Annotated in this window: 19 protein-coding genes; 12 read left to right on the top strand and 7 right to left on the bottom strand. The window is 63.2% G+C overall.

Annotated elements, in window-relative coordinates; genetic code table 11:
* The first annotated feature begins 48 nt into the window (after positions 1 to 48).
* A complete protein-coding gene (gene fba / locus ASD01_RS20685; protein ID WP_034799614.1) occupies positions 49 to 1,092 on the top strand; it encodes a class II fructose-bisphosphate aldolase in 1,044 nt (347 codons plus the stop codon).
* A gap of 143 nt (positions 1,093 to 1,235) precedes the next feature.
* Here fba and ASD01_RS20680 read toward each other — a convergent pair whose 3' ends face one another.
* Complete coding sequence (locus tag ASD01_RS20680) at positions 1,236 to 2,048, bottom strand: MerR family transcriptional regulator (protein WP_034799613.1); 813 nt, start codon at positions 2,046 to 2,048, stop codon at positions 1,236 to 1,238.
* Between the two features lie 225 nt (positions 2,049 to 2,273).
* On the opposite strand from ASD01_RS20680, the gene ASD01_RS20675 reads away from it, so the two are divergent.
* Together ASD01_RS20675 and ASD01_RS20670 are read left to right on the top strand one after the other, a co-directional pair.
* Positions 2,274 to 3,542 (top strand): 4-aminobutyrate--2-oxoglutarate transaminase, encoded by a 1,269-nt coding sequence (locus tag ASD01_RS20675; RefSeq protein WP_034799611.1) that lies wholly within the window; start codon positions 2,274 to 2,276, stop codon positions 3,540 to 3,542.
* A 257-nt stretch (positions 3,543 to 3,799) separates the two neighbouring features.
* The gene (locus tag ASD01_RS20670; protein WP_060530324.1) at positions 3,800 to 5,275 is read left to right on the top strand and encodes an NAD-dependent succinate-semialdehyde dehydrogenase; all 1,476 of its coding nucleotides are present in this window, start codon (positions 3,800 to 3,802) and stop codon (positions 5,273 to 5,275) included.
* Positions 5,276 to 5,295: 20 nt separating this feature from the next.
* Here the strand turns inward: ASD01_RS20670 and fabI are convergent, their stop codons facing one another.
* Genes fabI through ASD01_RS20650 form a run of 4 tightly spaced genes read right to left on the bottom strand, consistent with a single transcriptional unit; the run spans position 5,296 to position 10,474 of the window.
* On the bottom strand, positions 5,296 to 6,081 hold the full coding sequence (gene fabI, locus ASD01_RS20665; RefSeq protein WP_034799607.1) for an enoyl-ACP reductase FabI: 786 nt from the start codon (positions 6,079 to 6,081) through the stop codon (positions 5,296 to 5,298).
* Positions 6,082 to 6,098: 17 nt separating this feature from the next.
* Positions 6,099 to 7,283 (bottom strand): acetate/propionate family kinase, encoded by a 1,185-nt coding sequence (locus ASD01_RS20660; protein WP_060530323.1) that lies wholly within the window; start codon positions 7,281 to 7,283, stop codon positions 6,099 to 6,101.
* A 2-nt stretch (positions 7,284 to 7,285) separates the two neighbouring features.
* Positions 7,286 to 8,242, bottom strand: a complete 957-nt coding sequence (locus ASD01_RS20655) for a phosphate acetyltransferase (protein ID WP_060530322.1) — start codon at positions 8,240 to 8,242, stop codon at positions 7,286 to 7,288.
* Between the two features lie 15 nt (positions 8,243 to 8,257).
* Complete coding sequence (locus tag ASD01_RS20650) at positions 8,258 to 10,474, bottom strand: DUF3141 domain-containing protein (RefSeq protein WP_060530321.1); 2,217 nt, start codon at positions 10,472 to 10,474, stop codon at positions 8,258 to 8,260.
* 358 nt (positions 10,475 to 10,832) lie between these two features.
* On the opposite strand from ASD01_RS20650, the gene htpG reads away from it, so the two are divergent.
* A complete protein-coding gene (gene htpG, locus ASD01_RS20645) occupies positions 10,833 to 12,722 on the top strand; it encodes a molecular chaperone HtpG (protein WP_060530320.1) in 1,890 nt (629 codons plus the stop codon).
* Positions 12,723 to 12,814: 92 nt separating this feature from the next.
* Here the strand turns inward: htpG and ASD01_RS20640 are convergent, their stop codons facing one another.
* Positions 12,815 to 13,999 (bottom strand): CaiB/BaiF CoA transferase family protein, encoded by a 1,185-nt coding sequence (locus ASD01_RS20640; RefSeq protein WP_060530319.1) that lies wholly within the window; start codon positions 13,997 to 13,999, stop codon positions 12,815 to 12,817.
* Positions 14,000 to 14,010: 11 nt separating this feature from the next.
* Positions 14,011 to 15,198: an acyl-CoA dehydrogenase gene (locus tag ASD01_RS20635; protein WP_060530318.1), complete on the bottom strand. Its 1,188-nt coding sequence runs from the start codon at positions 15,196 to 15,198 to the stop codon at positions 14,011 to 14,013.
* A 235-nt stretch (positions 15,199 to 15,433) separates the two neighbouring features.
* On the opposite strand from ASD01_RS20635, the gene ASD01_RS20630 reads away from it, so the two are divergent.
* From ASD01_RS20630 to ASD01_RS20595, 8 genes are all read left to right on the top strand, one after another.
* Positions 15,434 to 16,402 carry a LysR family transcriptional regulator gene (locus tag ASD01_RS20630; RefSeq protein WP_060530317.1) on the top strand — a complete coding sequence of 323 codons (969 nt, stop codon included), beginning with the start codon at positions 15,434 to 15,436 and terminating at the stop codon, positions 16,400 to 16,402.
* 78 nt (positions 16,403 to 16,480) lie between these two features.
* Positions 16,481 to 17,608 carry an NAD(P)/FAD-dependent oxidoreductase gene (locus tag ASD01_RS20625; RefSeq protein ID WP_060530316.1) on the top strand — a complete coding sequence of 376 codons (1,128 nt, stop codon included), beginning with the start codon at positions 16,481 to 16,483 and terminating at the stop codon, positions 17,606 to 17,608.
* Positions 17,609 to 18,001: 393 nt separating this feature from the next.
* Positions 18,002 to 18,385: a YciI family protein gene (locus tag ASD01_RS20620; RefSeq protein WP_034799590.1), complete on the top strand. Its 384-nt coding sequence runs from the start codon at positions 18,002 to 18,004 to the stop codon at positions 18,383 to 18,385.
* 247 nt (positions 18,386 to 18,632) lie between these two features.
* Positions 18,633 to 19,475: a phosphonate ABC transporter ATP-binding protein gene (phnC, locus tag ASD01_RS20615; RefSeq protein ID WP_034799588.1), complete on the top strand. Its 843-nt coding sequence runs from the start codon at positions 18,633 to 18,635 to the stop codon at positions 19,473 to 19,475.
* 84 nt (positions 19,476 to 19,559) lie between these two features.
* Positions 19,560 to 20,465, top strand: a complete 906-nt coding sequence (gene phnD / locus ASD01_RS20610) for a phosphonate ABC transporter substrate-binding protein (RefSeq protein WP_034799586.1) — start codon at positions 19,560 to 19,562, stop codon at positions 20,463 to 20,465.
* A gap of 169 nt (positions 20,466 to 20,634) precedes the next feature.
* Positions 20,635 to 21,597 (top strand): phosphonate ABC transporter, permease protein PhnE, encoded by a 963-nt coding sequence (gene phnE, locus ASD01_RS20605; RefSeq protein WP_060530376.1) that lies wholly within the window; start codon positions 20,635 to 20,637, stop codon positions 21,595 to 21,597.
* A 9-nt stretch (positions 21,598 to 21,606) separates the two neighbouring features.
* Positions 21,607 to 23,124: a phosphonate ABC transporter, permease protein PhnE gene (gene phnE / locus ASD01_RS20600; RefSeq protein ID WP_060586219.1), complete on the top strand. Its 1,518-nt coding sequence runs from the start codon at positions 21,607 to 21,609 to the stop codon at positions 23,122 to 23,124.
* 127 nt (positions 23,125 to 23,251) lie between these two features.
* Entirely contained in the window at positions 23,252 to 23,959 is a 708-nt protein-coding gene (locus tag ASD01_RS20595; protein WP_060518331.1) for a DUF1045 domain-containing protein, read from the top strand.
* Position 23,960: the final 1 nt, after the last annotated feature.

The following is a 23,960-nucleotide window of genomic DNA, read 5'->3' as shown; positions in this document are numbered from 1 at the left end:
TGTGGTGCGCCGCATAGGTTGCACCGAGTATCCAAAGGGAGATAGCGAATGGCATTGATCACATTGCGGCAACTGCTCGACCATGCGGCGGAGAACGACTACGCGCTGCCGGCGTTCAATGTGAACAATCTGGAATACATTCAGGCCGTCATGCGCGCCGCCGATGCGACCGACAGTCCGGTCATCCTTCAGGCAAGCCGTGGCGCCCGCTCCTACGCCGGTGACGCGTTCCTGCGCCACCTCATCCTTGGCGCGGCGGAAGAATACCCGCATATCCCGGTCTGTTTGCACCTCGACCACGGTGACCAGCCGTCGACCTGCATTTCGGCCATCACCAACGGCTTCACCTCCGTCATGATGGACGGCTCGCTGGAGAAGGACGGCAAGACCGTTGCCAGCTATGAATACAATGTCGCCGTCACCGCAGAAGTCGTGAAGATCGCGCATGCGGCCGGCGTTTCGGTTGAAGGCGAACTCGGCTGCCTCGGCAACCTCGAAACTGGCGCCGGCGACAAGGAAGACGGCCACGGCTTCGAAGGCAAGCTGTCGCGTGAAGAACTGCTGACCGATCCGGAGCAGGCGCTCGACTTCGTCACCAAGACCGGCGTCGACGCACTGGCCGTCGCCATCGGCACCAGCCACGGCGCCTACAAGTTCACCCGCGAGCCCGATGGCGACATCCTGTCGATCGAAACGATCGCCAAGATCAACAAGAAGCTGCCGAACACCCACCTCGTCATGCACGGCTCGTCGTCGGTGCCGAAGGATCTGCAGGATCTCTTCAACACCTATGGCGGCAAGATGAAGCCGACCTGGGGCGTTCCGGTCTCGGAAATCCAGAAGGCGATCCCGCTCGGCGTTCGCAAGGTCAACATCGACACTGACCTGCGCCTCGCCATGACCGGCACGATCCGCAAGAACTTCGCCGAGAACCCGGAAAACTTCGACCCGCGCACCTACCTGAAGCCGGCAACCGCGCTGATGACCGAAGTCTGCAAGGAGCGCTTCGAAGCCTTCCGCACCGCTGGCAAGGCCTCGAAGATCCGCACGCTGCGCCTGCCGGAAATGGCAAAGCGCTACGCGGCTGGCTGATCCGACAATCCCTCCCCGCTCCGGGCCACCGGATCGGGGAGCAGACGGCTTGCCTAGGCTCACAACACCAATCGGCGCGCGGTTCTATTCGCACCGCGCGCCGATTTCGTTTCAATTGGGAATGCCGCGTGATCGGCCGACGATTAGAACGTCGGCGGCGTGTTGACCCAGAGCAGCACGGTTTCGCCGTCATGCCGGTTCGTCCAGGCGTGTCGCCTCTTGCTCTCGAAATAGAGCGAGTCGCCGACACCGAGATCGTAGAACTGGTCGCTGTCGAGAATGAACTCGACGCGGCCGGAAAGCACATAGACGAACTCCTCGCCCTCGTGCCCGTAGGCGCCTTCGCTGGACGCGCCCGGCTCCAGCACGAAGCGGTGGCAATCCATCTGGTTGCGGCCATCGGCAAGCAGTTGCACCGTGACGCCGGGGGTCGTGCGCGGCCATGTCCGCCATTCGCCGGCCCGAACGACGGCGCGCGTATCCGCCTCCTCTTCACCAGCAAGGCTGGAAACGGTGGTTCCGAAGAATTCCGCGATGTTGTGCAGCACAGCGACCGAGACGCCCTGCGACGTGCGCTCCAGCGTCGAGAGCACCGAGGCGGCGATGCCGATCTCGCCGGCGACCTGCTCCAGCGTCTTGCCGGCGGCGTGCCTGAGGCTGCGTAGCTTGCGCCCGATCTGGTTTTCAGGCCCGTCGCTCGTCGCCGATGGGGGCTGGTCGTCCGCAGCTGCTTCGGCGTCCAGCGCCTCACGGATCGCAGCCGGATTGAGACCACGCTCGGCCCGGAACCAGGAGATGCGCTTCAATCGGGCAAGATCGTTCTCGGTATACTGCCGATGCCCCGTCGGCGAGCGCTCGGGCACGACGAGACCTTGCGTCTCCCATAGCCTCAGCGTCGAGGCGGAAACCCCCGCCAGTCGCGCCGCTTCAGCGACCTTGTAGCGCACTGCGCCCATTCCAATTTCCCTTTACCGCCCAGCGGCGCTGCCCGAATCCTTGCAATTCCGGCGTGTCCGCAACCTTAGCCGCCGCGATCGAGATCTGACAAGAACGGCGCATCAGCAACCGTGGTGTCTCGATCACCAAATTTGATTTGCAATCGACAGTGAAAGGTGTACCACTTCCACAATAAACTTGCAGAAAAAATGCAATATATTAACTCCAGACGACAGGAACGCGCCATGACCAGCCTCCCCGACCGCAAGAACGCCGCCATCTCGCGCGGCGTCGGCATGACCACCCAGATCTACGCCGACCGCGCGGAAAATTCGGAAATCTGGGACAAGGAAGGCAATCGCTACATCGACTTCGCCTCCGGCATCGCGGTCGTCAATACCGGCCATCGCCACCCGAAGGTGATCGAGGCGGTCAAGGCGCAGATCGATCGCTTCACCCACACCTGCCACCAGGTCGTTCCCTACGAATCCTACGTGCATCTCGCCGAGCGCCTCAATGCACTGACGCCCGGCGACTTCGCCAAGAAGACCATCTTCGTGACCACCGGCGCCGAAGCCGTGGAAAACGCCGTCAAGATCGCCCGCGCCTCGACAGGCCGTCAGGCGGTTATCGCCTTCAGTGGCGGCTTCCACGGCCGGACCTTCATGGGCATGGCGCTCACCGGCAAGGTCGTTCCCTATAAGGTCGGCTTCGGCGCGATGCCGGGCGACGTCTTCCACGCCCCCTTCCCGATCGAATTGCACGGCGTCACCACCGAACAGTCGCTCGCTGCGCTGAAGAAGCTCTTTGCCGCCGACGTCGATCCGGGTCGCGTCGCCGCGATCATTCTCGAGCCCGTGCAGGGCGAAGGCGGCTTCTATCCGGCGCCTGCCGCCTTCATGAAGGCGCTGCGCGAAATTTGCGACCAGCACGGCATTCTCTTGATCGCCGACGAAGTTCAGACCGGCTTTGCCCGTACCGGCAAGATGTTTGCCATGGACCACCATGATGTCGCGCCCGATCTCATCACCATGGCGAAAAGCCTTGCCGGCGGCTTCCCGCTTGCCGCCGTTACCGGCCGCGCCGAAGTCATGGATGCTCCAGCGCCGGGCGGCCTTGGCGGCACCTATGGCGGCAACCCACTCGGCATCGCCGCAGCGCACGCCGTCCTTGACGTTATCGCTGAGGAGAAGCTCTGCGAGCGCGCCGAGCAGCTTGGCGGCCGGCTGAAGCAGCGGCTTGCCGCAATCCGCGAGCAGGCGCCCGAAATCGCCGACATCCGCGGCCCCGGCTTCATGAACGCCGTCGAGTTCAACGACGTGAAGACCAACCTGCCGAGCGCTGACTTTGCCAACAAGGTGCGCCTGATCGCTCTGGAAAAGGGCCTGATCCTGCTTACCTGCGGTGTGCACGGCAACGTCATCCGCTTCCTGGCGCCGATCACCATCCAGGACGAAGTGTTCGCCGAAGCGCTCGACATTCTCGAAGCGTCGATCCTCGCAGCGCGTGCTTGATCCTCGACCGGGCGACCAGCAACGCGGGTTGCCCGGTGCATAATTCCTCAATTCAGGATCGACTTGAGGGCAAAATTATGCAGCAATTCAAAGTGCTATGGCGGCCTTCGCGCATCCTGAGGGATGCGCGGCGCTGTAGGTGCTGCGCGCCAATTCAGACGCGCAATGCTCGGGTGCCGGGATTGATCGGCACCCGCAAGAACAAGCAAAAGCGGGCCTGCCGTCTCGCGGCAGGCCATCGCCGGAGGATGCCCGCCATGACCTTGACCCCCGCCTTGACCAAGCACTTGCGCGACGCCGACCTGTTCGCTTCGCTTCATTCCATCCCCGCGGCCGGCAAGAATTGGGCTGGCGCAACCTTCGACGTCTTCAATCCATCGACCGGCGAAAAGCTGGCGACGCTGCCGGATATGGGCATCGACGAAGCCCATGCGGCAATCGAAGCTGCGGCCAAGGCGCAAGTTCTCTGGGCGGCAAAGCCTGCCAAAGACCGCAGTGCCGTGCTTCGCCGCTGGTACGACCTGATCGTCGCGCATGCCGACGACCTTGCAGCCATCCTGACGGCCGAGATGGGGAAACCGATCGGCGAATCGAAGGGTGAAGTGCTGCATGCCGCGGCCTATGTCGAGTGGTATGCGGAAGAGGCGAAACGCATCTATGGCGAAACCTTCCCCGCCCCGGCCAACGACCGCCGCATGCTTGTGATCAAGCAGCCCGTCGGCGTCGTCGGCACGATCACGCCATGGAATTTCCCGGCCTCGATGGTCGCCCGCAAGATCTCGCCGGCGCTAGCCGCCGGCTGCACCATCGTGCTGAAACCCGCCGAACAGACACCGCTCGTTGCCGGCGCGATGTTCTTGCTCGCCGAAAAGGCAGGCTTCCCGACCGGTGTCGTCAACCTGCTCTATGCCGCAGAAGGCGCTGCAATTGGCCGCGAACTTTGCAGCAACCCGAAGGTGCGCAAGATCAGCTTCACCGGATCGACCGAGGTCGGTCGGCTTTTGATGCGGCAATGCTCCGACCAGATCAAGAAGGTCAGCCTGGAGCTTGGCGGCAACGCCCCCTTCATCGTCTTTGACGACGCCGACATCGACGAGGCGGTGGATGGCGCTGTCCAGGCGAAGTTCCGCAATGCCGGCCAGACCTGCGTCTCGGCCAACCGCATCTATGTGCAAGCGGGCGTGCACGACGCCTTTGCCGAAAAGTTCGTCAGGCGCGTCGCCGAGCTGACTGTCGGCGACGGTTTCACGCCTGATATCACCATCGGACCGATGATCGACAAGCACGCGATCGAAAAGATCGAGGCCCATGTCGCCGACGCCGTTTCGAAGGGTGCCAAGGTGCGCGCCGGCGGCCACCGGATCGGCACGTCTGGCACCTTCTTCGAGCCGACGGTGCTAACAGGCATTTCGACAGACATGCGCGTCGCCCAGGAAGAGACCTTCGGTCCGATCGCCCCGATCATCCGCTTCGAGACCGCCGAGCAGGTGATCGCCGAAGCCAACGACACGATCTACGGTCTTGCTGCCTATTTCTACGCCGAAAATCTGAAGCGCGTCTGGCATGTGGCGGAAGCACTGGAATACGGGATGGTCGGCATCAACACCGGCCGCATGTCCTCCGAAGCCGCGCCCTTCGGCGGCATCAAGCAATCGGGCATCGGCCGCGAAGGCTCCCGCCACGGGCTCGAAGACTATCTCGAGATGAAGTATCTCTGCATGGGCAATATCTGACCCATGCGGAGACCCGGCGGTTAGTCGATGATGTGGTAGCCGCCGTCGACATAAAGCACCTGGCCCGTGATCAGGCGGGCGGCGTCATGCGCAAGGAAGGCGGTGGCCGCGCCGACGTCGTCGATGTCAATCAGCTCGCGGCTCGGCGATTTGACCTTGGTCTTTTCGAGCAGCGCGTCGAATTCCGGAATGCCGGAAGCGGCGCGCGTCGCCAGCGCGCCAGGCGAAATGGCGTGCACGCGGATCCCCTTCGGGCCGAGTTCGGAGGCGAGGTATCGGACGGCACTTTCGAGTGCGGCCTTGGCGACACCCATGATGTTGTAGTTTTCCACCACCACCTGTGAGCCATGATAGGTCATGGTGAAGAGCGTGCCGCCGTTCTTCATCAGCGGCTCGGCGAGATGCGCCATGCGGATGAAGGACCAGCAGGAAATGTCCATAGTCTTGAGGAAGCCCTCGCGCGGGACATCGACGACGCGGCCGCCGAGCGTATCCTTCGGCGAAAAGGCGATCGAATGGACGACAAAGTCGAGTTCACCCCAGGTCTTCTCGATCTCCTCGAACACCGCTTCCATTTGCCCTGGCACGGCCACGTCGAGCGGGAGGAAGATCGGCGCTTCGATTTCACGCGCCAGGGGTTCGACGTGAGGTTTCGCCTTGTCGTTCAGATAGGTGACCGCCACCTCCGCCCCGAAGGCGCGGAAGGCACGGGCGCAGCCCCAGGCGATCGATCGATCGTTGGCAATGCCGACGATCAGGCCCTTGCGGCCGTCCAGAAGTTTGGCCTTTGCGACAGGAATGGACATCAATTGTCTCCGATGGATCAGGCTGCGCGGGTTTTAAGCAGTGCAAGCGTGTGGCGGGCGATCATCAGTTCCTCGTCGGTCGGGATGACGTAAAGCGCAACGCGGCTCGAAGGCGTCGAAATCAGCGTCGCGCCGGCCTCGTTGGCGGCTGGGTCGAGTTCGGCCCCGAGCCAGGCGATGTTCTCGGCGATGCGGGCGCGGATCTGTGCGGAGTTCTCCCCGACGCCCGCCGTGAAAACCAAGGCGTCGACGCCACGGAGCGCGGCTGCAAGCATCCCGACATTGAGCCCTGCGCGATAGACGAAGTGGTCGATCGCGAGCTTGGCATGGGCGTCTGCGCTTGCAAGCAGGTCGCGCATGTCGTTCGACACGCCGGAGAGCCCCTTGAGGCCGGCCTCGTGGTAGAGCAGGTCGGAAACGGCCTGGGCACTCATGCCGCGCTGCAGGATCAGATAGAGCACGACGCCTGGATCAAGCTGACCGGGCCGCGTTCCCATCGGCAGGCCGTCGAGCGCGGTGAAGCCCATGGTGCTCTCGATGCTGTGACCATCGCGCAAGGCGCACATAGAGGCGCCGCTGCCGAGATGGGCGACGATGACGCGACCACCTGCGACCGCAGGCGCCACATCCCGCAGACGCTCTGAAATGTACTCATAGGAAAGGCCGTGGAAGCCGTAGCGCCGCACACCATCCTCATAGAAGCTGCGCGGCATGGCGTAGCAGTTCACCTCTTCCGGGTGGCCATGATGGAAGGCGGTATCGAAACAGGCGACCTGCGGTACATCCGGGTTGATCGCCATCGCCTGACGGATCGGAGCAAGATTGTTGGGCTGGTGCAGCGGTGCCAGATCCTGGTAGCTCGCGAGGCGATCAAGGACGTTCGCATCGATCAGCACCGGCGCCGCATAATCGGGGCCACCATGTACTACGCGGTGGCCGACCGCCCGTAAGGTGAAGCCTTCGAGCGTCAGCAACCAGTCGCGTGCCGCCGCGATCGCCGCCGGCAGATCGCCAACGACGTCGGCATCATAGCTCTTGTCGATCAGAATGGTGCCGTCGGCCGCTTTCGCCTGCAGGCGGGGACGCGTGCCGATGCCACCGATCTGGCCCTTGATCTGGCGTTCGAGCCCTTGATCCGTGATCCCGAAAACCTGGAACTTCAAGCTCGACGAGCCGGCGTTGACGACGAGAAGCGCATCCATGGTCATACCGCCGCAACTTGCGAGGCCCGCCGGCGCGCCGCATAGAGCGCGGCGACCGCGCAGGAGGCGAGGCGCGTGCGCACGGAGTCCGCCCGCGACGTCAGCACGATGGGCACGCGCGCTCCAAGCACGATGCCGGCAGCGTCGGCATGGGACAGGAACGTCAGGTTCTTGGCGAGCATGTTGCCCGCCTCAAGGTCCGGCACCACCAGAATCTGGGCGCGGCCGGCCACGGGCGACGTGATGCCCTTGATCCTTGCTGCCTCCGGGTCGATCGCGTTGTCGAAGGCAAGCGGACCATCGAGCAGGCCGCCGGTGATCTGGCCGCGTTCGGCCATCTTGCAGAGTGCTGCCGCCTCGATCGTTGACGGGATCTTCGTCGTTACCGTTTCGACCGCAGAAAGGATGGCGACGCGCGGCTCGCCGAGGCCGATCGTCACCCAGAGATCGATGGCATTCTGCACGATGTCGCGCTTGGCTTCGAGGTCGGGAAAGATATTGATGGCGGCGTCCGTGATGAAGAGCGTCTCTGAATGCCCCGGCACGTCCATGATGAAGACGTGGCTGATCCTTCGATCGGTCCTGAGCCCAGTCGCCGACGCCGCGACCTCCTTCATCAGTTCGTCGGTATGGAGGCTGCCTTTCATCAGCAGCTCGCCGCGACCCTCGCGGATCATCGCCACCGCTTTCGCTGCGGCCGCATGGCTATGCGGCGCGTCGACGATCTCGCACCGACCGAGGTCGAGGCCGTGTTCGGCGGCCACGCTGCGGATCTTTGCCTCTGGCCCGACGAGAACGGGCGCGATCAGCCCCATTTGCGCGGCCTCCAACGCACCGCGCAGAGAGGTCTCGTCGCAGGGATGCGCGACAATGGTGACCGCCGGCGTTTCGTCTCGCGCGGTGGCAATCAGGAGATCGTATTTGGACTGCTCAATCGGCAGTTCGGTTACCTCGGACACGTCGATACTCCCCCATCAGGTAGCGGTTCGATTGCGAATGATCTTGCCCGCCGCGATCGGAACCGGCGGCTCGCTGTCCAGGCGGAAGAGCGCGGCAACCTGCTGCAACCGCTCGGCAGCCACGCCCGTCACGGCTCCGGATGCCTCCAGTACCTCACGAAGGGCCGTAAAGGCACTGCGACGCTCCTCGACCGCCTCCGGTAGCAGCTTCGGAAGGGCGGCGAGCGCCGCAGCCTCGTCGATCAGCAGCATGAAATACTGCTCCCGCATAACGGTCTTGAAGTCGGCCAGGCTCAGTTGCTTTGCTTCCGGATGGGAAAGCCGGAGCCGGCGCACAGCCTCGAAGCCGCGTTCGTCCGCGCCTCCGCGCGCCATGCCGACGAAGGTCAGGGCTCTGGCAAGACCTTCACAGGTTCCGCCCACGGCCATTCTGGCCTTGAGTTCGGCGATCCGCGCCTTGACGAGCTCGCGGTGCAAGAGGCTCTTCTCCGCTTTGCGCGGCGGCTGGTCCGAGTTGGTGTCGATGCCGAGTGCCGCTTGCAGGGTCGGAGCGCCGTAGATGGCGTGGAAGCTTTGCTCCGAAAGATATTCAGCCGTCCGTCGCCAGGTCTCTAACCCGTCCACGATCTGCTGCGACAGCGCCTCCTGCCAGGCGATGAACGGGTTGCCGGCGGCAGCAGGTTCGCGGTTTTCACGGACATAGTCCGCGAGCGCCGACGTCCAGGCCATGAAGGGGTTGTCGGGCCCGAAAAGCGCGTATTGCAGACGCAGCGGGTGCATGTTGCGCATCGCCTCCGCCACGGGCGGCGTTGCCGCTGCCTTGACCATCGGCTGCAGATAGGTGCGATAGAGCGCCAGATTGATCTCCGAAAGCTTCGCCGCGGTGGCAAAACGCCTGTCATCCTCGATGTCGTTGCCGCCAAGAGCGCGGATGTCCTCGAGGGTGCGCGGCTCGCAGCGCATCAGCCATTCTCCGGAGACGAGCGCCCTGCCCTCGGCCGCCTCGTTCGCCGGCGTCAGCACCGCCTCGTAAAGCCCAGGCGGCAGCACGTCGATCAACTCGATATTGGAGGCGAATTCGTCATGTTCCTTCCGCGCGACGCCGGCGGAGACGAAAATGCCGAGATGTCCCACGGTCTCGTGGACGGTGTAGACGATCGTCTGGCCGTAGGCCCGGATTTCGTCGACGCTGTCATAGAGGTCGAGGATCCAGTCGAGCGCCTGCTGCGGCGGGGTGATGTTATCGCCCTTGGAGCAGAAGACCACGATCGGCGAGCGGATGTTGCGAAGATCGATCGCCGTGCCGTCCGATGTTCGGATTTCGCCCGCGGCAAGCTTGTTGCCCACGAAGAGTTCGTCGACGATGAACTGCATCTCCTCGGCATTGAGCGTGACGTGGCCACCCCACCAGCGTTCGAACCCGAGGTAGCGCGCGGCTTCCGTGTCGATCTTCGAATAGAGATTGTATTGCTTGGTCCAGAGGGTGTTGGCCGGATTCTGGTTCTCGAAATTCTGCACCAGCCAGGCACCGTCGAATATGCCGCCGCCGAGGTCGCCGGTCAGCGCCGTCAGCCAGCTGCCGCCGAGAAGCCCGCCGGAATAGCGCATCGGGTTCTGCCCGTGCACGCCTGCCCAATAGGACAGCGGCGCGCCGGCAATGATGATCGGGCCGAAGAGTTCGGGACGCAGCGCGGCGACGATCGTGACCGCCCAACCCGCCTGGCAGTTTCCGATCACACAGGGCTTTCCGTCCGCTTCCGGATGGCGGGCGATGACGGTTTCGAGAAAGCCGGCTTCGGCCAGTGCGATGTCCTCGATCGTCTGTCCAGGAACCGGATCCGGCAAGAAGCCGATGAAGTAGCAGGGATGGCCCGCTTTCAGCGCGACACCGATTTCACTGTCGGCCTTGAAGCCGCCAATGCCGGGGCCGTGGCCGGCCCGGGGGTCGACGACGACGAAGGGACGCTTGGCCGGATCGACCGTGACGCCCTCGGGCGGAACGATGCTGACCAGCGCATAGTTCACCGGCCGGGCGAGCGTGCGCCCATCGGTAACAAGCTGGGCCTCGAACTCCAGCACGTTCGGCGCGGTCTGCGTGCGATGTTCCTCGTATTGCGCGCCGCGCTGACGCATGACATCGAGAAAAAGGATCGAACGTTGCCAAGCATCGAGCGAAAAGGAATAGGCATCTGCGAAAGTCGGGATTGTCGGGCTCGTGGAATGCTTGGGCATGATGTCCACTCCTCGGTGCGATTGAAGGTCAGCCCCGTCGCCAAGGCCAATAGAGCAACGCAATTCGTCGCGCATTGACCTTAGTCAAATCGACTGGCGGCAGAGCGCGATATGAACTCGGCATGATGACCCAAGACCATCTGCCCGGGTCGCAGGAACATAACAGCGGAGTGTTACGGCGACTTGTCGCCCTTGCGAATTCCTCGCCTTCGACCCCGTTGAAGAAGCATCGTTTCGCTGGTGTTCAGTGATCTTTCGCAGTGCAGCATTGTCCAGAAATGGGGAGTGCGCAAGTCGGGCCTTGAAATTCAGGACATAGCTTGCCAATTGGGGCGAAACCCAAAGGAGTTGCCAGGCAATGAGCGAAACCGAAATGTCCGTAGAGAAACATGTCTTCGAAGCCGATGTGGCGCGACTGCTCCATTTGATGGTGCATTCGGTCTATTCCGACAAGAACGTCTTCCTCCGCGAACTGATTTCGAACGCGGCGGATGCCTGCGAGAAGCTGCGTTATGAGGCGATCGTCTCGCCGGAGCTTCTGGCCGGCGACCCGACACCCCGCATCACCCTGACGCTGGACGAGGAAAATAACCGGCTCATCGTCGAGGACAACGGCATCGGCATGGGTCGCGACGAGCTTGTCGAAGCGCTCGGCACCATCGCCCGCTCGGGCACACGCGCCTTCATGGAGCGCATTGAAGCCGCCCAGGGCAAGGAGGGCGCGCAGCTCATCGGCCAGTTCGGCGTCGGCTTCTATTCCGCCTTCATGGTCGCCGACAAGGTCGATGTCGTATCGCGCCGCGCCGGCTCGGAGCACGCCTTCCTGTGGTCGTCCGACGGCAAGGGCAGCTACACCGTTTCCGCAGCCGAACTTGCGGACGCCCCGGCGCGCGGCACACGCATCACGCTGCACCTGATGGAAGACGCCAAGACCTACACGTCGCGCTGGACCGTCGAGCGCATCGTCAAGGACCAATCCGGCCACGTGCCGGTGCCTATCTCGATTCTCGAAAAGCCCGATGCCGAGCCTGTCCAGGTCGGGGACGGCACCGCGCTCTGGACCAAGCAGAAGAGCGAGATCAGCAAGGAAGACTACGCCGATTTCTACCGCGGCGTCGCCGGACAGTATGACGACCCAGCGCTGACCGTGCATTTCCGCGCCGAAGGCCGCCATGAATATACGGCCCTTGCCTTCGTGCCCGGCTCCAAGCCATTCGATCTGTTCGACCCCGACCGCAAGGGCCGGATGAAGCTCTACGTCAAGCGCGTCTTCATCACCGACGAAGCGGAATTGCTGCCGCGTTACCTGCGTTTCGTGCGCGGCCTCGTCGACACGTCGGACCTGCCGCTCAACGTTTCGCGCGAGATGATCCAGGAAAGCCCGCTGCTCGCCAGCATCCGCAAGGGCGTCACCAATCGCGTGCTGACGGCGATCGAGAAGCTTGCGGAAAACGAGACAGAGACCTTCGACAAGCTCTGGGAAAACTTCGGCAGCGTGCTGAAGGAAGGCATCTATGAGGATTACGAGCGCCGCGAGCAGCTGGTGGCGCTGTCGCGCTTCCGCACCACTACTTCGGATGAGAGCCAGCGCAGCCTTGCCGATTACGTCAAGGACATGAAGGACGGCCAGTCGGCGATCTATTACTTGACCGGTGACAACCTCGCCCAGCTCAAGGCCTCACCACAGCTCGAAGGTTTTCGCGCCCGCGGGATCGAGGTGTTGCTGTTGACCGATCCGGTCGATAGCTTCTGGGTCACATCCGCGCCCGATTTCGACGGAAAACCGTGGAAGTCGATCACGCAGGGTGCGGCCGATCTCAGCGCCATCGCCAAGGCCGAGGGGGCCAAGGAAGAAGCGCCGCAGGCCAGCCAGTTGGTCATCGACTTCGTCGCGTTCGCCAAGGAGACGCTCGGTGCGTCCGTCTCGGACGTGCGCACCTCCGACCGCCTGACAGAAAGCGCCGTTTGCCTGGTGGCACCCGAACACGGCCCCGACCGCCAGCTCGAAAAGATGCTGCAAGGTGCTGGCCGTCTCGACGACGCCCCCAAGCCGATCCTTGAGATCAACCCGAGCCACGCTCTGATCACCGCCATGGCCGCGAGCCCCGCCGGCGATACGGCGTTCCGCACGGACGCCGTCCAACTCCTGCTCGACCAGGCGCGCGTGCTCGATGGCGACAAGCCGCAGGACCCGCGCGGCTTCGCCGAACGGCTGTCGCGCGTCTTTGATCGCGCCCTCAAGGCTTAACAAAGAAGCCCTGGAAATCTCTCCGATTTCCAGGGCTTTCGCTATTTTCTTCAGGTCACGCCTAAACGAGACACTCAGCGTCTCACGTCGCGTTAATAGCTCTTCGACGCGTCCATCCCGATTTCGGCCAACACCTCGGCCGTATGCTCTCCAAGTCGCGGCACGCCACGCTCGAGCGCAAGCTCGGCGGCCGAAAACCGGATCGGCGTCCGGACCCCGGGCGACGTACCGGCAGCGGCCCCCGAATGCGGCGTATCCACACGCATTTGCCGATGCTCGATCTGCGGATCGGCAAAGACGTCGGCAACGGTGTTGATCGGTCCGCCGGGCACGCCTGCATCTTCCAGCAACTTCAACAGCGTATCGCGCTCGATCTTCGCGGTTTCGGCGGCGAGTTCCGGCGTCAACGTGTCCCGGTTCTGCACGCGAAGCGCGTTGGTCAGATAACGCTCGTCGGTCGCAAGATCCGAACGCCCGAGCAGGGTGCAGAACTTCACGAACTGCCGGTCGTTACCAACAGCGACGATCAGGTGACCGTCCGAGGTCGGGAAGACCTGATAGGGCGCGATGTTCGGGTGCGCATTGCCGAGCCGGCGCGGCGCCTTGCCCGAGACGAGGAAGTTGAGCGCCTGGTTGGCAAGCACGCCCGTCATGCAGTCGAGCAGCGCCATGTCGATCTGCTGCCCCTCGCCGGTGCGCTCGCGCTGGGCAAGTGCTGCCTGCACGGCAATCACGCCGTAAAGACCGGTGAAGATATCGGCGAAGGCGACGCCGATTTTCTGTGGCTCGCGATCGGGCTCACCGGTCAGGTCCATGATGCCGCTCATGCCCTGGACGATGTAGTCGTAGCCGGCGCGGTGCGCATAGGGACCATCCTGGCCAAAGCCAGTGACCGAGCAGTAGATCAGCCGCGGATTGATCTTCTTCAGACTCTCGTAGTCGAGCCCGTATTTCGTAAGCCCGCCAACCTTGAAGTTCTCAAGCAGCACGTCCGACTGGGCGGCAAGGCGGCGCACGGCCTCCTGCCCCTCCTCGGTCGTGAAGTCGAGCACCACCGAGCGCTTGCCGCGGTTGCAGGCGTGGAAATAGGCGGCATCGAGCTTCTCGCCTTCCTCGTCCGCAACGAAGGGCGGGCCCCAGGTGCGGGTGTCGTCGCCGGCCGGGCTTTCCACCTTGATGACGTCGGCACCGAGATCGGCCAGCGTCTGGCCGATCCATGGGCCCGCCAGAATGCGGGCCAATTCCAGGACACGAATGCCCTTCAGCGGCGTTTCCATGACGGCACCGCTCAGAAGAAGGCCTGAAGGCCGGTCTGGGCGCGACCGAGGATCAGCGCATGGACGTCATGCGTGCCCTCGTAGGTGTTGACGGTCTCGAGGTTCACCATGTGGCGCATGACCTGGTATTCCTCCGAGATGCCGTTGCCGCCGTGCATGTCGCGGGCCATGCGGGCGATGTCGAGCGCCTTGCCGCAATTGTTGCGCTTGACGATCGAGATCATTTCCGGGGCCATGCGGCCTTCGTCCATCAGGCGGCCGACGCGCAGCGACCCCTGCAGGCCGAGCGTGATCTCCGTCTGCATATCGGCAAGCTTCTTCTGGAAGAGCTGCGTCTGCGCCAGCGGCCGGTTGAACTGCTTGCGATCGAGACCGTACTGACGCGCCGCATGCCAGCAGAACTCGGCAGCGCCGAGCGCACCCCAGGAGATACCGTAGCGGGCACGGTTGAGGCAGCCGAACGGGCCCTTGAGACCCTCGACGTTCGGCAGCAGCGCTTCTTCGCCGACCTCGACACTGTCCATGACGATTTCGCCGGTGATCGACGCCCGCAGCGACAGCTTGCCGGCGATCTTCGGGGCGGACAGACCCTTCATGCCCTTTTCGAGCACGAAACCGCGGATGGCGCCTCCGTGCGCTTCCGACTTTGCCCAGACAACGAAGACATCGGCGATCGGTGCGTTAGAGATCCACATCTTCGAGCCGACGAGGCGGTAGCCGCTCTCGGTCTTGATCGCGCGCGTCTTCATGCCGGCCGGGTCAGAACCGGCGTCCGGCTCGGTCAGGCCGAAGCAGCCGATCCACTCGCCGCTGATGAGCTTCGGCAGGTACTTCTGCTTCTGCTCCTCAGAACCATAGGCATAGATCGGATAGATCACCAGCGACGACTGCACGCTCATCATCGAGCGGTAGCCCGAATCGACGCGCTCGACTTCGCGAGCAACGAGGCCGTAGGCGACGTAGGAAGCGCCGACGCCGCCATAGGTTTCGGAAACGGTGACGCCGAGCAGACCGAGCTCGCCCATCTCGCGGAAGATCTCCGGATCGGTCGATTCTTCGCGGTAGGCGTCGATGACGCGCGGCTGCAGCCGGTCCTGCGCATAGGCCCGCGCGGTGTCGCGGATCATACGCTCGTCCTCGGTCAACTGATCGTCGAGGAGGAACGGATCATCCCATTGAAATTGCGTCTTGCCGGCCATGTTTCTCTCCCATCGGATTATTCGGCTCACGTTATCGCAAGGGGTGCATGCCGTTTCAAACGAAATTGAGGCACCGCCTCATGCGTCCGGGGAATGGCCCCTCGTGCGCCATCGAGCAGCCCATGTTGCAAATTCGCTGGAATATGACGACAAGAACGGACGTCCTTCGCTCCGCTTCCCTCCTTGCAGAACAAAGGGCCAGTTCAACGCCAGAGATCAGAAGCAAGCCACGACCATGGCCAATGACCGCCTCGAACGCTTTGCCCACAATCTCGACTGGAATCTGCTGCGCACCTTCGTCGTGCTCGTCGAGGAAGGCAGCATCACGGCCGCCGCCAACCGGTTGCTCCTGCAACAGCCGGCCGTCAGCATGGCGTTGAAGCGGTTGGAGCAAACCGTCGGCCAGAAACTCATCGACCGGCGTCCCGGGCGTTTCAACCTGACCGACGCCGGTGCGCGCCTGCATGCGCAGTGCCGCGATATCTTCGCAGCCGTCATCCGCCTGCCGAATGTTCTTGAAACCGCCGGCGAGGAGATCACCGGCCATCTCAACATCCACTCGGTCAGCCACGCGCATAATCCCGCCTGGGACCGCAAGCTCGAAAGCTTCTTTCGCCTGCACCCCAAGGTCACGCTGTCGGTCACGGTCGCAACTACCGTGGATGTGTTGAGCGCCGTCGAGCGCAATGTTGCGACCATGGGCCTATGCGACGGCAACATTCCCGACTGGCTGAACAGGCGGTTTCACGTGCGCGAGCGCTATGCGCTCTATTGCGGCAGAAGCCATCCGCTTTTCGGGGTCGAAGGTGTCGACTTCAACGACCTCAGGGGCAATCCCTATATCGCTTTCATCGCCGACGTTTTGGGCGGCCAGCACATGAACTCGGTAACCGCCGTGCGCGCGATCGGGTCTTTTGGCCAGCAGGTCCGCGCCGTCTCCTGCAATGTCGAGGAGGTGATGCGGCTGATCGCCTCCAATGTCGGCATCGGCATGCTGCCGGATCACTTGGCATCGCCAGCCGTCGCGGCGGGCCAACTGTGGCAGCTGCCGCCCTATAGCGATCTGCCCAGCACCGATGTCTTCCGCATCTCCAATCCGAATGCGATCCTCAATCCGGCAGAGGCCGCATTTCTTGCCCATGTGGCCGATACGGAGCCGCTGGACCACTGCCTCGACGATCGGGCCGACCATCATCAGGATTGATAGCCACCTTTCCAGTTATAAATTTGAACACAGATGACGCCTTGCCTATGGTCCGGCCGACAACTAACGGAGGCGGACATGCAAGACTACGACGTGGCGATCATTGGCGGTGGAATCGCCGGCCTGTCGCTTGCCTATTTCCTGGCACCGCATCGCTCCGTCGTGGTGATCGAGCGGGAAGAAGGGCTCGGCTACCACAGCACCGGCCGCTCGGCGGCAGAGTTCGTGCTGCGCTATAACGCGCCGGAGGTCTGTGCGCTGGCGGCGATATCCAAGGGCTTTTTCGATAATCCACCTGAGGGCTTCTCCGAAGTGGCGCTGCTCAAGCAGCGCGGTGGCGTCATGATCGCCAATGCCGAGAAAGTTGCCCGGTTCGAAGAGGTGTTTGCCGCGGAGAGCCGTGCCAACGCCGAAATTGAACGGCTGACCGTCGACGAGGCGATCGCGCGTGTGCCGATCCTGCGCCGCGACTATGTGGCTGCGGCCTATTACGATCCGCAATTCTGGGACATCGAAGTCGAGAACCTGCTGCAGGGTTACGTCCGGGGCGCGCGTCGCCATGGCGCGGTAATTATCGAGCGCTCGGACGTGCTGGCGCCGCGCCGGAACGGCGACCGCTGGGTGCTGGCGACGAGTGCCGGCGAAGTCAGTGCAAAGACGATCGTCAATGCTGCCGGCGGCTGGGCCGATCCCGTCGCACAATCGTTCGGCGTCGCCCCCATCGGCATCGTGCCGCATCGCCGCACCGCAATCACCGTCGACCTGCCCGAAGGCATCGACGCGCTGACGCTGCCCGAAATCAACGAGATCGATGAAGACTTCTACATGAAGCCCGAAGGCGGGCGGCTGCTTTCCTCGCCCGCCGACGCAACGCCGTGCGATCCGACCGACGTCCAGCCGGAGGAGATCGACGTCGCCTGGGCTGCGCACTACGTCGAGGAGGCAACGACCGTGCCGGTGCGCCGTATCTTCAAGAGTTGGGCCGGCATGCGCAGCTTCTCGCCGGACAAGCTTCCAGTGATCGGCTTTGCCCGCGAGCGTTCGGACTTCTTCTGGCTCGCCGGCCAGGGCGGCTACGGCATCCTCACCTCACCGGCGCTCGGCGCATTCGCCGCAAGCCTCCTCGTCGGTGCACCAGCGCCCGAGGCCTTCGAAGCGATCGGCCTCGATGCCGTAAAGTTCAGCCCGGCTCGATTGGAACGCTAGCCCGAGCAGAGTTGGCCGCAGGCGAGGAAGGCCACGCCCAGCACGATACTGCGGGCCGCGCCGGGGTCGAAATACGACTGTGACGAGGTCTTCGGCAATGCCGCGATCGATGAAGGCCTTCGCGCGCTCAGCCGAAGATATCTACCCGGGCGCGAAGTTGCCCGCTCGCTCGCGCGCGGCCCCGTCTGGAGGGCCCGCGACGCAGCAGCCCGCGGCGAGATCAAGCGCCGTTCTCGGATTGCCAGGCAGGCCTGTCGCTGGGCTGCGGCGGCCTGGGGCTGATCCGCTGAACACGCGCCCCACTCCGGTGGCACGCTCGGTGACGCCGTCCGCACGACGAGGCGTTGATGCGGCCGGCAAAACCTGACACGAATACGCGCGGGAGGACGGTTCATGTATTACGCAATCTTGGCCTACCATACAGCAGGCGTCGTCGAATCCTGGACCGAGGAGGAGGACGCAGCGCTGATGTCCGACCTGCTTGAAGTTCATGACCGGTTCGTCCAGCAGAAGGCCTTTGGCCCGGCCGCACGGCTCGGGCCTACCGAAGGTGCTGTGACGCTGAGGGGCAAGGGCGAAGGCATTGTCACCGATGGCCCCTTCGCCGAAACCAAGGAGCAATTGCTCGGCCTCTACGTCGTCGACTTCCCGGCCATCGACGCGGCAGTTGACGCCGCGCGCGAATTGCGCCGCTCCAATCCGACCGCGATCTACGAGATCCGGCCGATTGCGCTCTATATTCCCGGCGCGACGCTGGACCCCGGTCCACAGAGCTAGCAACTGCGCCGGTCCTGCGCCGCGACGGCGGCTCCGACCACAGATATCCGCTCGATGTTGATGCGCGCCCCTTGAAGTTGACGGGAGCGCAGGCGCCTGCGCGCAGCCATTCAAATTTTGTTAACCAAACATGCGGGGCTGTGAACTGTAACAGAACTTACAACAAACTGACATTCCGGCTTCATGAAGCGCCGATATGGCAGGGTCATACCGATGACCGGTCTCCCCGGAAGAGGACCTGCTAGACATGTTTCAGTTGAAGAATGTAACCCGCCAGTTCGGCAAGAAGACAGCCGTGAGTTCGGTTACCTTCGACATCCCCCAGGGCCAGATGGTCGGCGTGATCGGCCGCTCGGGCGCCGGCAAGTCGACGCTTCTGCGTATGATCAACCGCCTCGTCGATCTGTCATCCGGCTCGATCGTCTTCGACGGCACGGAAGTTTCGTCGCTGCGCGGTGCTGCCCTTCGCACCTGGCAGCGCGACTGCGCGATGATCTTCCAGCAGTTCAACCTGGTGCCGCGCCTCGACGTGCTCACCAACGTGCTGCTCGGGCGTCTCAACCACCGCTCGACCGTTTTGAGCATCCTCAACATGTTTACCCGTGAAGAACGCATCATGGCGATCGGCGCACTTGAGCGCCTCGGCATCGAGCAGACCGCGCTCCAGCCGGCCGGCACGCTTTCCGGCGGCCAGCAGCAGCGCGTCGCGATCGCCCGCGCGCTGATGCAGCAGCCGAAGGTTCTGCTTGCCGACGAGCCGATCGCCTCGCTCGACCCGCTGAACGCCAAGATCGTCATGGATGCGCTGCGCGATATCAACGAGCGCGATGGCATCACGGTGATCACCAACCTCCACACGCTCGATACCGCCCGCAACTATTGCGAACGCATCATCGGCATGGCGCATGGCCGCGTCGTCTTCGACGGCCAACCCAAGGATCTGACCGCGGCAGCGGTTGCCGAGATCTACGGCGCCGACACAGGCATCGAGGAATCGATGACCTCCACCAGCATCAACATCCCGGCGGCAGTACCGCAGGAAGAAACGGCATCGGCCGGCCTCAAGCCGCTGGCACTGGCCGGCATCTGACGCCCGCCATGATCGAAAGCCCGCGTCAAGGGCACCTCTTTGAAACCCAATAGGATCCGGCCAAGCCGGACACGGGAGAACCTTATGCTGAAGAAAGCTCTTCTGGGCGCCGTAGCGCTCCTCGCCCTCGTCGGCCACGCCCAGGCTGAAGACCTGAAGGAATTCCGCATCGGCATCCTCGGCGGCGAAAACGAAGCCGACCGCCTGCGCAACTTCCAGTGCCTGGTCGACAAGCTGCCGGCCGCCATTGGCGTCGAGAAGGTCTCGCTGTTCCCGGCCGCCGACTATGACGGCGTCATCCAGGGCCTGCTCGGCGGCACGCTCGACTACGCCGAACTCGGCGCTTCCGGCTACGCCAAGATCTACCTCGCCAAGGCTGACGCCGTCGAGCCGATCCTGACGACCGTTCAGACCGACGGTTCGACCGGCTACCACTCGATCATGGTTGCCCGCAAGGATTCCGGCATCACCAAGATCGAAGACCTGAAGGGCAAGAAGCTCGGCTTTGCCGACCCGGACTCGACCTCGGGCTACCTCGTCCCGCTCGTCACGCTCCCGGAAGCGATCGGCGCCCCGGTCAAGGAATTCTTCGGTGAAACCGGCTTCGGCGGCGGTCACGAAAACCTCGTTCTCGAAGTCGTCAAGGGCACCTTCGATGCCGGCACGACCTTCGGCTCGGGCGTCGGCGAATTCAAGGACGGCTACACCTCGGGCAACCTGAAGAAGATGGTCGACAAGGGCATCCTCGACATGAACGACCTGGTCGAGCTCTGGAAGTCGCCGCTGATCCCGAACGGCCCGATCGTCGTGCGCAACACGATGAACGACGACATGAAGGCGAAGTTCAAGCAGTTCATGCTGGACCTGCCGAAGACCGACGCGGCCTGCTTCTCGGCCATCCAGGGCGGTGACTTCACCGGCTACACCGAAGTCAACGCCGACTTCTACAAGCCGATCATCGACGCCCGCAAGGCGACGATCGGCGGCTGATAGACCCGCACCACTCGGGAACGCTGGCCGCCCAAACGGCCAGCGTTTCACTGTTTGAAGGGGTGCTTTCGCATCCTTCGCCGCATTGTTTTCACGCATTTCCGGGGCGGAAAACCGCTTCGCACTTTACCTGGAAATGCTCAAGAGGCCGGCGAAAGCCGGAACGGTCATGGCAACTTCCCTGCTCCCGCGACATCTGAGCGACAACGGCGCCGTCATCGAGCGTCACTGGCAGGAACTCAGTTCCCGCCGCCGGCTCTATTCCTGGCTTGGCTTCGGCGTTCTCCTCCTGGCGCTATCGGGCTCGCTCTGGTTCGCCAACGATTCCAATGCCGGCAAGTTCTTCGACCGTTTGCCGCATTTCTTCGATTTCGTCGGCGATCTCGCGCCGCGCGACGGGCTAGAAATTTTCCGCGCCATGTTCGACCTGCCCTCGCCCTATGACGATGGCAGCTTCAAGTACAACTACCCCGAGGGCCGGCTGTACCTGACCGAAAGCTTCTACATCCCCGAATACGTGCACAAGATGCTGGAGACCGTGAACATCGCGATCTTCTCGACGGTGATCGGTACGGCCCTCGGTTTCGTGCTCTGCTTCCTTGCCGCGCGCAACCTGATGCCCAATCCATGGATCCGCGGCATCGTTCGCCGCATCATGGAGGTGCTCCGGGCCTTTCCGGAGGTGGTGATAGCCGGCTTCTTCCTCGCGATCCTCTCGCTCGGCCCCATTCCGGCGATCGCCGCTGTCTCGATCCACACGATCGGCGCGCTCGGCAAGCTCTTTTATGAAGTGGTCGAAAACGCCGACATGAAGCCGGACGAGGGCCTGCGGGCTGCCGGCGGCAACTGGATCGAGCGCGTCTGGTTTGGTATGGTGCCGCAGGTGCTGCCCAATTTCACCAGCTATTTCCTGCTGCGCCTCGAGATCAACGTGCGCGCCTCGACGATCATCGGCGCCGTCGGTGGCGGCGGCATCGGCGAATTGCTGCGCCTTTCGATCGGCCAGGGACACCAGGCCAAGACCCTTGCAATCGTCCTCCTGCTGTTTGCGACCATTTTTGCCGTCGACCAGTTTTCCGCCTGGCTTCGCCGCCGCCTCGTTGGCGAGCAGGCCTTCCAGCTTGCCCAGTAGGTGCGTACCATGACCACGACCACACGATTGAACCCGATGGAAATGGACGCGATCGCGAGCCGCCATCCCGACCTCCTCAAATCCTCGACCTCCAGCCGCGTGCGCACCGCAGCCATCGCCGGCGGCGTCGTCGCCTACCTCATCTTCAGCTGGTGGTTCTTCTCGATCGGCCACGTGCTCGGCAATGCCAACTGGGGCATCGCTGGCACCTACCTCGCCGACTGGGTTTCCTATGAGGTACGCCCGGAAATCCACGTCGCCCCCGACCGGACGATGCGTCTCAACTATCAGCGCAATTCGCCGCTCGGGCCCAATCCCAATCCGGATTGGGTGGAGCTCGACAGGCAGACGGTGACGCGCCAGGTCGAGATACCGGCCTCCACCGCGCAGGCGGTCAAGCCGAAGGCAAGCTCGTCGTTCAGCTTCATGGCGCCCGGCTCCGCGCTCGGTGGCACAGCCGCCGCCGAAACGCAGAACCGTGTCGAAACCCGGACGGAAGACGTGCTGACGCGCGTCGTCGTAACCTACGACCGCTCGACCAGGATCGAGATCGCCGATGGTCTGGTGAAGGCTACCCACGGCGGCGACACGTTTGTGATGACCGTCGACGGCGCCGACACGGTGAGGCCGCAGGGCCAACTGCCCGCCTGGGCGACACAGAAGCGGCCAGGCGAAAAGATCGTGCTTGCCTTTGGCGCCACCGGGTGGGCCGAAGTGGAAGGCGACGAGGTTTCCGTCCGCAACCGCTTCTTCGGTTGGGCGAACTTCCTGTTCGACACCAACTCGCCCTTCTTCGGCAAAAGCTATGGCGAGGTCGTCGCGCTCATCACATCCGGCGAACAGATCGACCCGACGCGTTCGAACCTTTCGCTCGCCTGGAACAACATCCTCTATAACGCCGAATGGCAGCATCTGGACGTCTGGACGAAGCTGTTGCAGACGGTTGTCATGGCTTTCGTCGGCACGCTCTTTGCGTCGCTGATCGCCTTCCCGCTCTGCTTCCTTGCCGCCAGAAACATCACGCCGAGCTTCCTGACCAACCAGGTGGTCAAGCGCTTCTTCGACTTCCTGCGGTCGGTGGACATGTTCATCTGGGCACTGTTCTTCACCCGCGCCTTCGGCCCCGGACCGCTTGCCGGCATCTCCGCGATCTTCTTCACCGACACCGGTACGCTCGGCAAACTCTATTCCGAGGCGCTGGAAAACATCGATGACAAGCAGCGCGAGGGCGTGAAGTCGGTCGGAGCGACGCCGCTTGCCGTGCAGCGCTTCGGCGTGCTTCCGCAGGTGCTGCCGGTTTTTGCCAGCCAGGCGCTCTACTTCTGGGAATCGAACACTCGCTCGGCGACGATCATCGGCGCCGTCGGCGCCGGCGGTATCGGCCTCAAACTCTGGGAAGCGATGCGTACCAATTCCGATTGGGAAAATGTCGCCTATATGGTGCTTCTGATCTTGCTGGTTGTCTTTATTTTCGACAGCATCTCGAACGCGTGCCGTTCGCGCCTGATGGGCAGCAAGGCACATTGACGACAGCCAAGCATTTGCGTGTCCGCCATCATGATGTTGTCATGGAAATCGGCTAGCTGCGCATCGCATCCCGCAAACAATCGACCCGCCGCCCTGGCGGGCCGGTCGCTACAAGAAAGTGAAGACCGTGCGTTATGCCATCTATTTCGCGCCGCCGGCGGACGACCGGCTGTCGCAGGTCGCGTCCCGTTGGCTGGGGCGCGACGCCTTTACCGGTGAGGACCTCACGCTTCCGACGATCGCCGGGATTGACGAAGAGACGCAACGCACATTGACGGCTGACCCGCGGCGCTACGGTTTCCACGGTACGCTGAAGGCTCCCTTCGAGCTTGCCGAAGGCCGGGACGAAGACGAGCTCCTAAGTATTTTCGAGTGCTTTGCCGCCGACCTCGACCCGTTCGAGATCCCCGAAATCGTGCTGCACCAGTTGGGCCCGTTCTTCGCACTCGTGCCGTCCGCGCCTTGCGTCGACCTGCTGGATTTGGCCGAAGACGCCGTTCACCGCTTCGACCCGTTCCGCGCGCCGCTGTCGGACGCCGACTTTGCCCGCCGCAAGCCAAACAGCCTGCCTGAGCGCCAGAGGCGCTACCTCAAAGAATGGGGCTATCCCTATGTTTTCGAAGAGTTCCAGTTCCACCTGACCTTGACTGGCCCGGTGCCCACGGAAACCAGCGGCGTGATGCGTACCGCGCTCGAAACCACCTTTGCCGAGCATATCGGCAAGCCACTTCACGTCACGTCAGTCGCGCTCTTCGTCGAACCGGAGCGCGGCGCACCCTTTACTGTCCGCTCCCTGCTGCCGCTCGGCAGCGACACCCAACGAAAGATCGCATGAG

The organism is Ensifer sp. Root423 (genome assembly GCF_001426275.1).
Classification (GTDB): Bacteria; Pseudomonadota; Alphaproteobacteria; order Rhizobiales; family Rhizobiaceae; genus Ensifer; species Ensifer adhaerens.
The sequence above is the reverse complement of the archived record's forward strand: the minus strand, read 5'-3'. Positions and strand labels throughout refer to the sequence as shown.

What these genes read in the sequence shown, in the direction of transcription:
- fba (WP_034799614.1), top strand. Translation starts at nt 49, where the DNA reads ATGGCATTGATCACATTGCGGCAACTGCTCGACCATGCGGCGGAGAAC.
- ASD01_RS20680 (WP_034799613.1), bottom strand. Translation starts at nt 2,048, where the DNA reads ATGGGCGCAGTGCGCTACAAGGTCGCTGAAGCGGCGCGACTGGCGGGG.
- ASD01_RS20675 (WP_034799611.1), top strand. Translation starts at nt 2,274, where the DNA reads ATGACCAGCCTCCCCGACCGCAAGAACGCCGCCATCTCGCGCGGCGTC.
- ASD01_RS20670 (WP_060530324.1), top strand. Translation starts at nt 3,800, where the DNA reads ATGACCTTGACCCCCGCCTTGACCAAGCACTTGCGCGACGCCGACCTG.
- fabI (WP_034799607.1), bottom strand. Translation starts at nt 6,081, where the DNA reads ATGTCCATTCCTGTCGCAAAGGCCAAACTTCTGGACGGCCGCAAGGGC.
- ASD01_RS20660 (WP_060530323.1), bottom strand. Translation starts at nt 7,283, where the DNA reads ATGGATGCGCTTCTCGTCGTCAACGCCGGCTCGTCGAGCTTGAAGTTC.
- ASD01_RS20650 (WP_060530321.1), bottom strand. Translation starts at nt 10,474, where the DNA reads ATGCCCAAGCATTCCACGAGCCCGACAATCCCGACTTTCGCAGATGCC.
- htpG (WP_060530320.1), top strand. Translation starts at nt 10,833, where the DNA reads ATGAGCGAAACCGAAATGTCCGTAGAGAAACATGTCTTCGAAGCCGAT.
- ASD01_RS20640 (WP_060530319.1), bottom strand. Translation starts at nt 13,999, where the DNA reads ATGGAAACGCCGCTGAAGGGCATTCGTGTCCTGGAATTGGCCCGCATT.
- ASD01_RS20635 (WP_060530318.1), bottom strand. Translation starts at nt 15,198, where the DNA reads ATGGCCGGCAAGACGCAATTTCAATGGGATGATCCGTTCCTCCTCGAC.
- ASD01_RS20630 (WP_060530317.1), top strand. Translation starts at nt 15,434, where the DNA reads ATGGCCAATGACCGCCTCGAACGCTTTGCCCACAATCTCGACTGGAAT.
- ASD01_RS20625 (WP_060530316.1), top strand. Translation starts at nt 16,481, where the DNA reads ATGCAAGACTACGACGTGGCGATCATTGGCGGTGGAATCGCCGGCCTG.
- ASD01_RS20620 (WP_034799590.1), top strand. Translation starts at nt 18,002, where the DNA reads ATGTATTACGCAATCTTGGCCTACCATACAGCAGGCGTCGTCGAATCC.
- phnC (WP_034799588.1), top strand. Translation starts at nt 18,633, where the DNA reads ATGTTTCAGTTGAAGAATGTAACCCGCCAGTTCGGCAAGAAGACAGCC.
- phnD (WP_034799586.1), top strand. Translation starts at nt 19,560, where the DNA reads ATGCTGAAGAAAGCTCTTCTGGGCGCCGTAGCGCTCCTCGCCCTCGTC.
- phnE (WP_060530376.1), top strand. Translation starts at nt 20,635, where the DNA reads ATGGCAACTTCCCTGCTCCCGCGACATCTGAGCGACAACGGCGCCGTC.
- phnE (WP_060586219.1), top strand. Translation starts at nt 21,607, where the DNA reads ATGACCACGACCACACGATTGAACCCGATGGAAATGGACGCGATCGCG.